The sequence below is a fragment of the Nonomuraea mangrovi genome, from assembly GCF_042681425.1.
Taxonomy (GTDB): domain Bacteria; phylum Actinomycetota; class Actinomycetes; order Streptosporangiales; family Streptosporangiaceae; genus Nonomuraea; species Nonomuraea mangrovi.
In genome coordinates this window covers 1-14,361 of sequence record NZ_JBHUFV010000028.1, presented here as the reverse complement: position 1 = coordinate 14,361, position 14,361 = coordinate 1, and the positions used below count along the sequence as shown (strand labels likewise).

11 protein-coding genes and 1 pseudogene are annotated in these 14,361 nt (G+C 68.3%); 10 read left to right on the top strand and 2 right to left on the bottom strand.

All coding sequences use genetic code 11. From position 1 onward, the window contains the following. Window positions 1-8 precede the first annotated feature (8 nt). The 5 genes from ACFSKW_RS17850 to ACFSKW_RS17830 are packed head-to-tail and all read left to right on the top strand — an operon-like array spanning window position 9 to window position 5,117. On the top strand, window positions 9-554 hold the full coding sequence (locus ACFSKW_RS17850; protein WP_379573379.1) for a Gfo/Idh/MocA family oxidoreductase: 546 nt from the start codon (window positions 9-11) through the stop codon (window positions 552-554). After that, window positions 551-2,155, top strand: a complete 1,605-nt coding sequence (locus tag ACFSKW_RS17845; protein ID WP_379573378.1) for a beta-N-acetylhexosaminidase — start codon at window positions 551-553, stop codon at window positions 2,153-2,155. Before ACFSKW_RS17850 ends, ACFSKW_RS17845 begins: the two co-directional genes overlap by 4 nt. A gap of 27 nt (window positions 2,156-2,182) precedes the next feature. Continuing rightward, entirely contained in the window at window positions 2,183-3,427 is a 1,245-nt protein-coding gene (locus tag ACFSKW_RS17840; RefSeq protein WP_379573377.1) for an ABC transporter substrate-binding protein, read from the top strand. A 3-nt stretch (window positions 3,428-3,430) separates the two neighbouring features. Next, complete coding sequence (locus ACFSKW_RS17835) at window positions 3,431-4,309, top strand: carbohydrate ABC transporter permease (RefSeq protein WP_379573376.1); 879 nt, start codon at window positions 3,431-3,433, stop codon at window positions 4,307-4,309. Continuing rightward, window positions 4,302-5,117, top strand: coding sequence for a carbohydrate ABC transporter permease (locus ACFSKW_RS17830; RefSeq protein WP_379573375.1), 816 nt, complete (start codon window positions 4,302-4,304; stop codon window positions 5,115-5,117). The genes ACFSKW_RS17835 and ACFSKW_RS17830 overlap by 8 nt, the downstream gene beginning before the upstream one ends. 159 nt (window positions 5,118-5,276) lie before the next feature. On the opposite strand, the gene ACFSKW_RS17825 is transcribed toward ACFSKW_RS17830, so the two are convergent. Further along, the gene (locus tag ACFSKW_RS17825; protein ID WP_379573374.1) at window positions 5,277-6,416 is read right to left on the bottom strand and encodes an ROK family transcriptional regulator; all 1,140 of its coding nucleotides are present in this window, start codon (window positions 6,414-6,416) and stop codon (window positions 5,277-5,279) included. Window positions 6,417-6,684: 268 nt separating this feature from the next. Here ACFSKW_RS17825 and ACFSKW_RS17820 point away from each other — a divergent pair, with 268 nt between their 5' ends. Beyond that, on the top strand, window positions 6,685-9,012 hold the full coding sequence (locus ACFSKW_RS17820) for a phospholipase D-like domain-containing protein (protein WP_379573373.1): 2,328 nt from the start codon (window positions 6,685-6,687) through the stop codon (window positions 9,010-9,012). A gap of 160 nt (window positions 9,013-9,172) precedes the next feature. Here the strand turns inward: ACFSKW_RS17820 and ACFSKW_RS17815 are convergent. Then, window positions 9,173-9,250 (bottom strand): annotated as a pseudogene (locus ACFSKW_RS17815) (IS5/IS1182 family transposase); the annotation flags it as partial. 429 nt (window positions 9,251-9,679) lie between these two features. Here ACFSKW_RS17815 and ACFSKW_RS17810 point away from each other — a divergent pair. From ACFSKW_RS17810 to ACFSKW_RS17795, 4 genes are all read left to right on the top strand, one after another. Beyond that, window positions 9,680-10,903: an esterase-like activity of phytase family protein gene (locus tag ACFSKW_RS17810; protein WP_379573372.1), complete on the top strand. Its 1,224-nt coding sequence runs from the start codon at window positions 9,680-9,682 to the stop codon at window positions 10,901-10,903. 379 nt (window positions 10,904-11,282) lie between these two features. After that, window positions 11,283-12,452 (top strand): MFS transporter, encoded by a 1,170-nt coding sequence (locus ACFSKW_RS17805; protein WP_379573371.1) that lies wholly within the window; start codon window positions 11,283-11,285, stop codon window positions 12,450-12,452. Between the two features lie 189 nt (window positions 12,453-12,641). Next, a complete protein-coding gene (locus ACFSKW_RS17800; protein ID WP_379573370.1) occupies window positions 12,642-13,718 on the top strand; it encodes a serine hydrolase domain-containing protein in 1,077 nt (358 codons plus the stop codon). A 35-nt stretch (window positions 13,719-13,753) separates the two neighbouring features. After that, window positions 13,754-13,981, top strand: coding sequence for a LuxR C-terminal-related transcriptional regulator (locus ACFSKW_RS17795; RefSeq protein WP_379573369.1), 228 nt, complete (start codon window positions 13,754-13,756; stop codon window positions 13,979-13,981). Window positions 13,982-14,361: the final 380 nt, after the last annotated feature.

The window sequence follows — 14,361 nt, the reverse complement described above, 5'->3', positions numbered from 1 at the left end:
AGGGATCCGTGAATATCTATGGAGCCTGTAATAAAGGGGGTCTGCGAATGGCATCGACCATAGCCGTCGTCGGGGCGGGGGCGCGCGCCCAGATCTACGCCAGGGCGGCGGCTGCTGACGGTCGCTCGGCCAATCCCTACGGCCGCTGCGTCTACGACTGCGACAACGACGTGGTGGACCAGCAGGTCGTCACGCTGGAGTTCGCGCGGGGCGCGACCGCGTCGTTCACGATGACGGCGTTCACACCGCTGGAGCACCGCAAGCCGCGGGTTTTCGGCACCCACGGCTTCGCCGAGGGGGATGGGCGCCACATCAGGATCGTCGACTTCATGACCGGCGCCGAGGAAACCCCTGACACCGGGACGAACGCGGGCGCATCGCCTGCCCATGGCCATGGCGGTGGCGATGCGGGCCTCATCATGGCGTTCATCGACGCCGTGGCCGCCGGAGACCAGGCGCCGCTCGGCGCCGACCCGGCCGAAGCTCTGGCCGGGCACCACGTCGTCTGGGCCGCCGAACGCGCCCGCGAGACCTGGACGGTGCAGGCACCGTGACCCTGATCCCGGCGCCTTCCCGCTGCGCACCCGGACAAGGGCTGTTCACCTTCACCGCCGCGACGCCGCTGACCGCCGACCCAGTGCTGGCCAGGGCCGCGGCGTGGCTCCGCCAGGCGCTCACCTCGGCCACCGGCCTGCCACTGCTCGACGGTCCCGGCGGGGTCGAGATCCGCCACGCCGTGGGCCTCGGGCCCGAGGAATATCGGCTCACCGCCACGACGGAGTCCGTGCTGATCGAGGCCTCGGCCCAGGCCGGTGCCTTCTACGGGGCGCAGACTCTTCGCCAGCTGCTCGACCCGGCCGCATTCCGCGCCGGCCGTACCGGAGACAGGACCTGGAGCATCCCCGCGATCGAGATCGCCGACGCCCCCACGTACGGCTGGCGCGGCTGTCTCATCGACGTCGCCCGGCACTTCCTGCCCAAGAACGACCTGCTGCGGTACATCGACCTGCTGGCCGCGCACAAGCTCAACGTGCTCCATCTGCACCTGACGGACGACCAGGGCTGGCGGCTGGAGATCAGGAAGTACCCGAAGCTCACGGAGATCGGCGCCTGGCGACGCGAGTCACCGCTGGGCGCCAGACGGCATCGCCTGTTCGACGGGCGTCCGCACGGCGGCTTCTACAGCCAGGACGACATCAGGGAGATCGTCTCCTACGCGGCCGATCGCTCCGTCACGGTCCTCCCTGAGATCGACCTTCCGGGCCACACGCAGGCCGCCGTCGCCGCTTACCCCGAGCTCGGCAACCTCGGCGTCCCCCTGGGGGTGCGCACCGAGTGGGGTGTCGGAGAGAACGTCATCAACGTCTCCGACGAGACGATCACTTTCTTCACCGATGTCCTCGATGAGGTCCTCGAGCTCTTCCCCGGCGAATACATCTGCGTCGGCGGCGACGAGACTCCCAAGACCCAGTGGAACGAGAGCCTCCCCGCCAAGGAGCGCATCCGCGAACTCGGCCTGCGAGATGCCGATGAGCTGCAGACCTGGCTCATGCGGCACTTCACCGACTACCTGTTGGCCCGCGGGCGCAAGCCGCTCGGCTGGGACGAGCTCCTGGAGGGGGGCCTGCCACCGGGTGTCACCGTCGGGGCCTGGCGCGGTGACAGGTGTGCGTCGATGGCCGCGCGGGCCGGCCACGACGTGGTCGTCTCCCCGTTCGCGGAGACGTACCTGGATTTCCGCCAGGCGGAGGGCGATCAGGAGCCGGTGCCGATCGGCAGCGTGACCTCCCTGCGCGCCGTCCACGCTTTCGACCCGGTCCCCCATGGCCTCACCGGGGAGGAGCGGAGCAGAATACTCGGCGCGCAAGCGGCGCTGTGGACCGAGCACATCGACTCGCCCCGCCTCCTCGACTACATGGCCTTCCCACGATTGGCCGCCTTCGCCGAGGCGATGTGGAGCGCCGAGCGTGACTTCGAGGACTTTCGTGTACGGCTCGCCGTGCACGAAAAGCGGCTCGACGCCCTGGGCGTGGAATATCGCCCGGCCACCGGCCCGCACCCGTGGCAGCGACGTCCCGACGCCCCCGGCCACCCTCGGAGCAGGGCCGAGATCGACAGCCAGCTCGCCGAGTGGACCTCCAACCTGCGGCCCTGAACACCCCCCAACCATCTGGAGACAAACATGCGTTTCCGTCTACCCCTCGTCTGCCTCACGGGCCTGGCCGTCATGACTGCCGGCTGCGGCTCGTCCAGCGAGCCGGAAGCCTCAGGAAAGGCCACGATCAGCTACGCCATCTGGGACAAGAACGACCAGACGAGCGCGGAGAAGATCATCGCCGCCTTCCAGCAGGCCAACCCGAACGTCACAGTGAAGCTCGAGATCACCCCGTGGGACCAGTACTGGACCAAGCTCCAGACGGCCGCGTCCGGCGGCGCCGCACCCGACGTGTTCTGGATGAACAGCCTCAACGTCCGCATGTACGCCAAGGGCGGGATCATCACTCCGCTCGAGGAGTCGAAGGCCCAGGGTCTTCCCCCGGCGGTCGTCGACGGCTACCGCTACGACGGCAAGCTGTACGGCCTGCCGCACAACGTGAGCATCCCGGCACTCTGGTACGACAAGAAGCTCTTCGACGCCGCCGGAGTGGCCTACCCCACCGCCGACTGGACCTGGGACGATGTCAAGGCCGCCGCCAAGAAGCTGACCGACCCGTCCAAGAAGCAGTTCGGCATCCTCGCCCACATGTGGGACCAGGGCGCCTTCTACCCCACCATGCTTCAGGCAGGCGGCCACGTGCTGTCGGAGGACGGCAAGAAGAGCGGCTTCGACGACCCCGCCTCGATCCAGGGCCTGGAGTACTGGACCGGCATGATCAAGGACCAGGTCGCCCCTGTCGCCGAGGTCTACGCCGACACCGATCCCATCACGCTCTTCCAGTCCGGCAAGTACGGCATGCTCTATGGCGGCGTCTGGTTCGCCTCGACCTTCTGGGCCAACCCCGAGATCCGCGAGCGGATCGACGTGGCCCCGCTGCCCAAGGGTCCGGCCAAGGACGCCGTCATCCTGCTGGGCCTGGCCAACGCCGTCTCGGCCAAGAGCGAGCATCCGAAAGAGTCGGCGGCCTTCGCCGAGTTCGTCGCCTCCGAGCAGGCTCAGAAGATCCTCAGCGACAGCGGCGGCGGCGCCCTCTCGCTCCGCGACGGCACGCAGGAGGGCTGGTTCAAGGCCTTCCCCGCCTTCCACCTGAAGGAGACCTACGACGCTTCGATGCCGAACGGCGTGCCGTACCCGGTGTCGCTGAACACCGCGCAGTGGCAGGACGTGCAGAACAAGCTGCTCGCCGAGGCATGGGCAGGCAAGCGGCCGGTGGCCGACGTCGCCAAGGAGATCGCCACGCAGATGAACGAGATCCTGGCCAAGGAGTAACCGATGCACTCCAAGCGCGAGTGGGCGTGGGGGTATCTGCTCATTGCACCGATGGCGCTGGGTCTGGCCGTTTTCTACCTGTGGCCCATCGTTCAGACCCTGTATCTCAGCATGACCGAGTCGGGCGTCTTCGGCGGCTACACCTGGGTGGGGACGGCCAACTTCGCCGAACTGTTCACCGACGAGGAGATGTACGGCGCGCTCGGCAACACCCTGCTCTACTCGGTACTGGTGCTGGCGGGCGTGCCGCTGTCCATCGTCGTCGCGGCGCTGCTGAACGTGCCGGGGCTGCGCGGGCTGAGCCTCTACCGAACCCTCTACTTCCTGCCCGTGGTCACGATGCCCGCTGCGGTGGGCCTGACCTGGAGTTACCTGTTCAACGGCGACTTCGGGGCGATCAACCACGTCCTGGGCACGGTGGGGATCGACGGGCCGTATTGGCTCGGCGACCCCGACTTCGCGATCTACGCCATCGCGGTCGTCGGGATCTGGAGCTCGATCGGCTACAACGCCGTGTTGTTCCTGGCCGGGCTGCAGGGCATTCCGCGTCACTACTACGAGGCCGCCGAGATCGACGGGGCCGGGCGGCTGCGGCAGTTCTTCCGCATCACGCTGCCGTTGCTCACGCCCACCACGTTCTTCGTCGTGGTCATAACGATGATCAACGCGCTGCAGGTCTTCGACCTCGTCTATCTCATGATCGACCTGAAGAGCCCGGCCCTCGAGGGCAGCCGCACGATCGTCTACCTCTTCTACGAGACGGGCTTCGTGCAGAACCAGCGCGGGCTCGCCGCGGCGATCGCCGTCATCCTGCTCGGGCTGATCCTGGTGCTGACCGCGTTCCAGTTCAGGCTACAGAAGAAGTGGGTGCACTATGAGTAGGCCCAGGACCTGGCCGGCGCACGTGTTCCTGGCCGCCGGCGCGCTGGTCATGCTCGCGCCGTTCGCCGGGCAACTCGTGGTCTCGCTGCAGACCCTGCCGGACTCGCTACGGGTGCCGCCGAAGTTCACGCCCTCCTGGCAGTGGTCGAACTTCGCCGATGTGTTCCGGTCGGTGCCGCTGGCCAGGCAGTTCCTCAACACCGTCGTGGTCACCGCCGCCGTCACCGCCGGGCAACTGCTGCTGTGCTCGCTGGCCGCGTTCGCCTTCGCCCGGCTCCGCTTTCCAGGCAGGGGCGCCCTGTTCCTGCTCTTCCTGGCCGTCCTGATGGTGCCCGGGGAACTGTTCCTCATCCCGCGCTACGAGATCATGATGGAGCTCGGCTGGCTGAACTCTCTGCAGGCGCTGATAGCGCCGGGCGTGTTCGGAGCGTTCGGCACCTTCATGCTCCGGCAGTTCTTCCTGTCGTTGCCCAGGGAACTGGACGAGGCGGCCTCGATCGACGGGGCGAACCCGCTGCAGATCTACTGGCACATCCTGCTCCCTCTGGTCAGACCGGGCCTGCTGGCGCTCGGCATGCTGACTGTCATGTGGTCGTGGAGCAGCCTGCTCTGGCCGCTGGTGGTCAACACCGATCCGGAGATGATGACGCTCTCGGCCGGACTCGCCTCGCTCCGCGGTCAGTTCCTGACCAACTTCCCCATCCTGTTCGCCGGGTCGGTCGTGGCCTCACTGCCCGTGATCGCTCTCTTCGTCGTCATGCAACGCCAGCTCATCGCCGGCATCGCCTTCACCGGCTCGAAGGGCTGATGTCATCAACTGGTCGGCACCGACGGAAGCCGACCTCGGGCCCGGCGTCGGGTTGAACAGTTCCGACCCGGCCACGGGGTTCGTTCACGACCCCGGCCAGGACCCGCCCGTCCGCCAACTGGCATGTATATGATCTCCAAATTATGGTGAAGTTCATTATTAGTGGGACGGGTTGAAGAGCATGGAGTTGAGGTGGTCGACGGCGTAACAGACCGCGCCCACAGCCACGCACTCCTCGCCGAGCGCGGAGCCGCAAAGGACGGGGGTGCGCAGGCAGATCGTCTCCAACTCGGCGCGCAGCGGTCCCATCAGCACGTCGGCAGCACGAGAGAAGCCACCGCCGAGCACGACCAGTTCGGGGTCAACGGTGAGCGTCATGGCCGCGGTCGCGAGCGCGAGCACCTTGACGTAGCGCAGCACCGCGGTCACCGACTCGGGCTCGCCTCGCCGGGCGGCATCGAAGACCGCTGCGGCCACCTCCTCTGGCGCGAGGCCGGAGGTGATGGCCGGCACGCCGGCCTGCAGCAGGTCGCTGGAGGTGGCCAGGTTGAACAGCGGATGTACGCCGATCTCTCCCGCCGCCCCGCTCGAGCCGCGTAGTGGGACGCCGTCGAGGATGACCGCCGCTCCCGCGCGCCGCCCGATGTGCAGGTAGACCAGGTTGCGCACCTGCTGGGCGGCGCCCCGGCGGTGCTCGGCCAGCGCCGCCAGACGGCTGTCGTTCTCCACCAGCACCGGGCAGGGCAGCCGGGCGCTCAGGTGATCTGCCAGCGGGGTGCCCGACCAGTCCCGGATGGCGCGTGACAGCACGATGCGCCCGTCCAGGTCGATGTAGCCGGTGCTGCCCGCCACCGCCGCCCAGACCTCGGCATCCGCGGTCCCGGACCCGGTCAAGCAGGCGTCGACCACGCGGTCCACCGCCGCCAGCCGCTCCTGTCTGCTCAGCTCCGGCGTGACCGGCTCGCGGGCCAGGTGCAGGACGTTCCCGTCCAGGTCGGCCACGGCGGCCAGTATCTTGTGCGCCCCTATGTCGAGCCCCAGGACCCGGCCCGCCTCGGCACAGAAGCGGTATCGGCGGGCGGGCCGGCCCTTGGCGCCGCCGCTCGGTTCCATCTCGGCCACCCAGCCCTGCTCGATGAGATCGCGCGCGGCCTGTTTGACGGTGGCTCTGGCCAGCTCGGTCCGCTCGGCCAGCTGCGTCAGCGGCATCGGGCCGTCGGCTCGCAGGGCCGCCACGACGGTCAGCGCGTTGAGCCTGCGGAGCCGCTGCAGATCGCCACCGTTCACGGCGAGCGTCACTCTGGCCCCCTCTTGACGGATATTAATGGCGGACTCCACTATAAAGGCGCTTCCAGGGAAAGGATCAAGGAGGTGATCAGGTGCTCATCGGCAGTGTTACCACACTGCGCGACGTCTACCGCTTCGAGCCGGTGCCCGCTGGGCTGGACGAGCAGCAGGCCGGGCGGGTGGCAGACCCGACCCGACGGGCGGGGGCGGCCCCGCGAACGGGCCGAGATCGACGCCGAGATCTGGACCTCCACCATCGACCCGGAGAGGTGAACCCCTCATGCTCAGCCGCTTATGCGCGTTACTCCTGTGCCTGCTCGCCGTCGGCGTACCGGCCAGGGCCGACACCGCCACTCTTGAAGCGCTGTTCAGCAGGCCCTCCGTGACCGGTGTCGCCGACCCGGCTCTGCAGGTCAAGCTGATCGAGCTGATCAACCGGGCGGTCCCGGGATCCACGCTCGACATGGCCACCTACGTCATGCACGACGTGGCGGTCCGCGACGCCATCCTGGCCGCGCACGGGCGCGGCGTCGTGGTCCGGGTAGTCGCCGAGGGCAGCGAGCCGGACCGGGCCTACCTGAACGACCTGGCCGCGGCCTTGCCCCCGGGCAGGGTCGTGCTGTGCGATCACGGCTGCAACGGCCCGCTCGCCTCCGCCGACGTCAGCCACCACAAGTTCTTCATCTTCAGCCAGCTCGACGACGGCCGCCGCGACGTGGTCGTGCAGAGCTCGCAAAACCTCGACCGGTCCTTCGGGCTGAACCAGAACATGGTGATCAGCTCGGGTGACGCCGCTCTGGCCTCGGGCTATCGGCAGGTCTTCACGAGTCTGGCCGGCCAGGTCGTCACCGCCTGGCAGGCGCCCTTCTCCTCCGCAGACGGCCGGGTCACCGTCTGGATGCAGCCGCGCGACACCGCCCACGACGCCGCTGCCTACGGCAGCCACGACCTGGTCGCGGCGATGATCGAGGACGTGGGCTGCCCCGGCGTGATCAGGATCGCCCACTCCCAGTTCGCCACCGACCGCCCTCTGGTCATCGCGGCCCTGGCCGCCAAGCGGGCGGCGGGCTGCACCATCCAGGTGATGGTCCCCGAGGGCAACCAGACCGTCGCCGTCGCCGCACAACTGGCCAAGGACGGCATCGTCGTGCACACCTTCCGGCCGGGAGGCTGCCATGAGCCCGCGGGTGGTACCTGCGGCACCGGCGGTCTCCACTCGAAGATCATGCTAGTGGACGGCCCGTCCGCCGCCGCGGGTGGCGCGACCCGCCGCTACGTCTACACCGGCTCGCACAACCTCAACCAGGGTTCGCTCACCCACTCCGACGACTCCTTCGTCCGCATCGACGACCCGGCGATCTACGCCGCTTACGACGCCGACTACCGCCGGATGATGGACGAGATGGTGAAGATCGTCCCAGCCGCCTACCCGCGGGCGGCGCTGCAGATGGCGGCCAACGGGCCCGAAGACCAGCGCAGTCCCAGAGCCGCGGTGGTTCGCAACGGCTACACCGCCGTCACCTGGACCCAGGGCGGCAATGAGGTCTACGCCCGCGTCTACCGTCACGGATCGCCGGTGACCGGGCCGGTCAAGGTGTCCATGGGCGGTGTCGGCTGCGCCACCGACTTCCACCATGGCGACGGCGCGGTCGGAGTGGACGACTCCGGCAACGCGTACGTGACCTGGGCGGAGGACGGCGACTGCCGGGGCGAGCACAACATCGCCGTGCGCCGCCTGGCTCCCGACGGCACGCTGTCCGCGACCGTCTGGGCCAACGCGGGCCAGTGGAGCGGCGATCAGGTACGACCCCGCATCGCCGTACGCGGCAACGGCGCCTTCACCGTCGTCTGGGAGGATGCCGCCACGGCCACGGTCCGCGCGGCGGGCTACTCCTCGCTGACCACTCACGTCTTCGGCCCGATGCAGCTGAGTGCCGGCGTCAAGCCGGACGTGGCGATGAACGGAGCCGGGACCGTGACCGTCGTGTGGCAGGAGGGCACGCACGGTGTGTACGGCATGCGCGTGACCGCGAGCGGCGGTGTGCTCAAGGCGCGCACCCAGCTGCACGTCAACGCGGCCACCCAGCACCTGGCCCCGGCTGTGGCCACCACCGCGGCCGGCGACAGCGTCGTCGTGTGGAGCGACAACGTCGGCGGCGTGTGGCGCGTCAGGATGCGAGGTCTGACCGCCTCGCTGGCCCAGCGTTTCTCCGAACGACCCGTCGCCTACGGCCGCTACCAACTCGGCCAAGCCTCCGATCAGGCGCTTGAGTACCCGCCGCTGTGCCACAACTCCGCTTGCGCGGTCCAAGGCACACCGTCAGTCGCCGTCGACGACGCCGGTCGGTTCGTGGTCGCCTGGAACGAGACCGACCTGTGGAACTCCGCGCGATCGATGGAGGTCTACGCCCGGGGCGTCAACGCCGACGGCACCACGACCGGCCGCTTCCCCGTCGAACGTCTCAATCCCAACACCGTCGGCAGCCAGCGCGACCCCGCGGTGGCGGCGGACTCGACTGGGTTCGTCCTGTTCTACTCCGAGGACTTCGACGCCAACAACTACCTCGACGTCGTGGCCCGCACGGGCTTCACCAACAACGGATTCTGACGCGGCGCGAGCCGTCGCTGGCCGGGTGCACGGACGACCTCGGCGCTCGGGCATATGGCCCATCAGCCACCGATCCCCGCCATCATCAGGCAGGGCGGCGACGGCATCGCGTCTCCCAGAGTTTTCGGTGTTTGAGACCGTCTCCGAACGCGGAGCGACCAATTCCGACCGTCCGAGCGGCGGTCACGTCATGAACGGCGCCTGGCAGCGCAGGCGAGGCCCACACGAGCCGACCTGCGAGTCACGATAAGACAGCAACGAGGCTCCCGGTTGGGGCATCGGATCTTGGTCGACTGCTGTCTTGCCGGGAGCCTCGTGACCAGGGCCGTCAGGGTGGAAAGAGCTCACTCGATGACCGGCTGGCCTTGCCGGGCATCTTGTTCATGCCGCACACCGGCATCGCCTGGGAGCACCTGCCGCAGGAGCTGGGCTGACGGCACGCGAAGACCCGCTCCTCGACGAGACCAGGTGGACGGCGACGGTCCCTGGCGGGTCGGTGGTCAGGGCTCCCGCGGGGACCGAGGCGGACGGCGCGACCAGCGGATGTCATCGGCATTTCGCCATCGCTACGGCCTGCCGCCATCAAGTCCGTAACCGCAGTTAATGGTCGACCGATTTGATCCGACTCGCCAATGCCCCATCACTGGTCCGCTCCTCAGGAGAAAACGTGCGACGTCGCCCTCTCGTTCTTTTGGCCACCGCGGCGCTCATGCTGGTCGGTACCCCAGCCTTCGCGGCCGGCAAGGCGGTCCCGCCCGCCGGTGACCCCGCTCGCGCGACCCTGCTCGCCCGCGCCACGCTGCCCGCCTACACACCGGCCCCCGGCCCGCCCACCGGCGCCTTCAGCGACCCCAACAACGGCATGACGCCTCCTTACCCCAGCCAGTTGGTGTTCGGCATCTCGTCCATGCTTCCCGACGACAAGGGGTCGTTCTGGGCCATGCCCGACAACGGCTTCGGGACCAAGGGCAACTCGGTGGACTTTCTGCTGCGGCTCTACCACTTCACGCCACGGTGGGAGACGGCCCGCGGCGGAGCCGGGACCATCGATGTGGGCCGGTTCCTCTCGCTCGCCGACCCGGACCACAAGATCCCATTCAAGATCGTCAACGAGAACACCGCGGACCGGCTGCTCACCGGCGGCGACTTCGACACGGAGTCGGTGACCCGGGCCCCCGACGGGTCGATGTGGGTCGGCGACGAGTTCGGGCCGTTCCTCCTGCACTTCGACAGCACCGGCAAGCTGCTGCAGGCCCCGATCGCCCACCCCTCGCTCAAATCCCCGAACAACCCGACGCTGGCGAACGGCGAGCCCGCGACGGTCCAGGGCAGCCGCGGCTTCGAAGCCCTCACCTCCTCCCCCGACGGACGCTTCCTCTACCCCGCGGTGGAAGGCCGGCTGACCAACGACGCCAACCCGTTCCGGCGCTACATCTACGAGTTCGACACCCAGAAGAACCAATACACCGGACGTTCCTGGCAGTACCGGACGGAAGGGGCAGATTTCCGCATCGCCGACATGCAGTCCCTCGACGCCAACCGGGCCATCCTGATCGAGCGTGAGGACGACGAGGGGCCCAAGGCCACCTTCAAGCGCGTCTACTTGATCGACCGGCGCAAGACCGACGCCGACGGCTACCTCGTCAAGACCGAGGTCGCCGACCTGCTGAACCTGCGCAACCCTGCCCACATCGGCGCGGACGACCCCGCCGGCGGTTACGGCCTCGGCGACCCCTTCACGTTCCCCCTGCAGTCCGTGGAGGCCCTGCTCCCTCTGCCGGGCAACAGGATCGCCGTCATGCAGGACAACAACTTCCCGGACAGCGCCGGCCGCGTCCCGGGCAAGACGGACGCCACCGAGATGATCGTGATCGGATTCCCGAAGCGGTAGTACGGAAAGGCACCGGAAGGGTCTGTCCCTGTCGACGCCGGCCTGAGCTGATCTTCCTGCGGTGACGGCGGATCACACCGGACAGGAAGGTCAGCGTCCGGCCTGACAACGACAGCGCATCACGACAGGAACAGCACGCGAAGCCCCTGGAGATGCTGTTGCTCTTGGTCGACAACGCATCTACCAGGGGCTCCTCTACTTGCAGATCAGCCGACCGGCTTGCAACAAGCCTGTGACCTGCCGCTTCAGCCCCACCACCCTGCGTGTCGACGCGAAAACGCGTTGCCGTAGATGCTCGCGAAACGTATGGTTTTGCGCTCGTGACTACAGTGGTGGAGCGAGTCCTGGCCTACCCGGCTGGGGGACAGGATTCCGGTGGTTGCTGGCCTCGAGCTGGCTGACAAATCTCGGTGATGGGGTCGCGGCCGCGGCGGGCCCACTGCTGATCGCGACGTTGACTCGCGACCCGCTGATGATTTCGCTGTCGGCCCTGGTGGGCTGGGCGCCGCCGCTGCTGTTCAGCCTGTATGCGGGCGTGCTGTCGGATCGGTACAACCGGCGCAGAATCGTGCTCGTCGCGAACGTGGTACGGGCCGTGGTGCTGGCGGCTCTCGTCGCGCTCATGGTGACCGGCACCGTGACCGTGGCGACGGCGCTGGCGGCGCTCACACTCCGATCCATCGCCGAGGTGTTCGCCGACAACGCCACGGCCACGCTCACTCCCATGATGGTCGGCAAGGACGATCTCGTCATCGCCAACGCCCGCTTGGGCACGGGGTTCATCACGCTCAATCAGCTCGCCGGGCCGCCGATCGGCGCGGCACTGTTCGGCCTGGGCTTGACCTGGCCGTTCGCGGGCCAGTTGCTCCTGGTGGTGGCGGGTATCGTCCTGGTCTCCCGGATCACGTTGCCGCCGCACGGCCGGCAGGCCGACGATGTCAGGCCTAACACCGTACGGGAACTGATCGCCGGGTTCAGCTGGACGATCCAGCACGCGGCGGTCCGCACGCTGGCGCTCACAATCCTCATCTTCAACTTCACGTTCGGCGCGGCCTGGTCGGTTCTCGTCCTCTACACCCAGGAGCAGCTCGGCCTCGGCGCCCTGGGCTTCGGCCTGATGACCACCATCGGCGGGATCGGCGGCTTGATCGGCACCGGCCTGTACGGAGCCATCACCCGCAAGGTGAGCCTCGGCGCCCTGATGCGGATCGGACTCATCATCGAAACGTTCACTCACCTGGGCTTGGCCCTGACCCATTCGCCATGGGTCGCCGGGGGCATCTTCCTGGTCTTCGGCGCGCACGCGTTCATATGGGGCACGACCTCGGTCACCGTCCGCCAGCGCGCGGTCCCGCGCGAGCTGCAGGGCCGAGTGGGCAGCGTCAACACCGTCTGCGTCTACGCCGGTCTGGTGGTCGGCTCGCTGATCGGCGGTGTCCTGGCCACCCGCCTCGGTGTCGCAGCGCCCTTCTGGTTCGCCTTCGCCGGCTCCGCGGTGTTCGTGGTGCTGCTGTGGCGGCAGCTCATGCTCATCGCCCACGACGACTGAGATGTTCGGCGGAGTGACCCGAGCAGAGTTCTCGGATAGGCGACACCTGACTACGTGAGGTCGGCAGTTCCGTCCCCCGGCTCGCCCGCAGGCGGGACATGATCGGCTATCTCCGGATGGTCCTTATCGGGAGTTAGCACCCCGGCGAAGATCCTCGAACTCCGCCGACGCGAGGAAAGGATCATCGTGATGAGATACGCCGCTCTGGCTTGCGTGGTACTGATGCTGGGTACGGCACAGCCCGCCCACGCCCTGACCCGGCCCGAGGTGCAACGGGTGGTCGAGAGGCTGGCCGACACCCAGGGGGTGTTGGGGGCCATCGGGGAGCTGTACGTGGACGGCAGGCGCGTCGGCCGGGGCAGCGCCGGGTCGCGCCTGCTCGACGGCCGAGGCGGGAAGATCCCGGCCGACGCGCGGTACCGGATCGGCTCCCAGACCAAGGGCATGACCGCGACCGTGGCCCTGCAACTGGTGAAGGAGGGCAGGCTCGGGCTCGACGACAGGCTCAGCGACGTCCTGCCGGTCGTGGCCGAGAAGGACCTGGTCGAGCGGGCCGACGAGATCACCGTTCGGCAGCTGATCCGCCACACCTCTGGGGTGCCCGAGTGGTTCCGCCACGACCTCGTGGACATCTTCGACACCACGACCTACTACAGGCCCGCCGACCTGCTCAAGGTCTCCCGGTCTCAGCCCCGCAGCCAGGAGCCGGGGCAGAGGTTCTCGTACTCCAGCGCCAACTACACGCTGCTCACCATGATCATCGAGCGGATCACCGGCCGGAGCCTGGCCGCCGAGTTCGAGCGGAGGTTGTTCCGGCCGCTTGGCATGACCAAGACCTATCTGCCGGCCCGGCCTCCGGAGGGCATCAAGGGGCCGCACGGCCACGGCTACACACCGGGGCCCGACGGCAAGCTGCGCGACATGGACCGGATCAACGCCAGCTGGGGCCACGGGGCCGGAGGCGTGATCTCCACCGCCCGGGACATGGCCGCCTACCGCGCCGCCTTCATCCAGGGCAAGCTGCTGCCCGCCGACCTGCAGAAGGTGATCACCGCCCCTCCGGAGGGCGCGCCCGCGCCGCCATCGTTGCCCTGCGGGGGCAAGCTCGTGCAGACGAACGGCGGCGCCGCCGGGTTCACCTCGGCCACGATCAGCACACTCGACGGGCGTGAGCACTTCGCGGTCTCCACCACACTGGACGCCGCCCAGGACCTCACGGTCATCAAGGCCATCACCCAGGCGGGGGCGGACCTGCTGTGCTCGTGAGCCGCAAGCTTCAAGACGGCCAGACTCCCTGAGGCGTGAGCCGCGACGACGTCATGGCGGCTTACCTCAGCGAGCGCGAGGTCCTCGCGCCGATGTCGCAGGGCCGGTCCGACCGCGCCACAGCCCGGGCGCTGTCGATCACGGACGTGACCGTCACCAAGCGTATGGCGAACACCTTCAGCAAGCTCGGCCTCTCCCTTGATGAAAGCGACCACCGGCGCGTGCCGGCGGTGGTCGCCTGCCTTCGCGACCGGCACAGGTAGAGCCAGCTCTACCTGTCGACCTTCGACCCAGCATCCATGCGGCCGCGAGCCCGGTCCACTTCAATGAACAGGGGGTTTCACGTCCCTGTAGGTCGGCGACCACATCGCCCTGCCGAGCCGGTTCGGCGGCGACAAGGAACGGCGGCTGGAGGCCGGCGTGACCCCCACGCACTTGGCGTTAGATCAGCGCCCGACCGCGGCTGCGGGAATCGCCCTTTGGGTTGTTTTCCTCCGGTCCAGTCAGGAACGCTGCAATTGAAAGGGATTCATCACCATGTCGGCTGTTCCGAGTTCGCCGATTGCCTCTCCCTCAGGGGTTGACCTTGCCCCAGGGGCAAGCTTCGACGATGGCTTCATGACCAACAACGCGCTGCACACCG

Coding starts and splice junctions, on each gene's coding strand:
- ACFSKW_RS17830 (WP_379573375.1), top strand. CDS start 4,302: ATGAGTAGGCCCAGGACCTGGCCGGCGCACGTGTTCCTGGCCGCCGGC.
- ACFSKW_RS17800 (WP_379573370.1), top strand. CDS start 12,642: ATGAGATACGCCGCTCTGGCTTGCGTGGTACTGATGCTGGGTACGGCA.
- ACFSKW_RS17835 (WP_379573376.1), top strand. CDS start 3,431: ATGCACTCCAAGCGCGAGTGGGCGTGGGGGTATCTGCTCATTGCACCG.
- ACFSKW_RS17840 (WP_379573377.1), top strand. CDS start 2,183: ATGCGTTTCCGTCTACCCCTCGTCTGCCTCACGGGCCTGGCCGTCATG.
- ACFSKW_RS17820 (WP_379573373.1), top strand. CDS start 6,685: ATGCTCAGCCGCTTATGCGCGTTACTCCTGTGCCTGCTCGCCGTCGGC.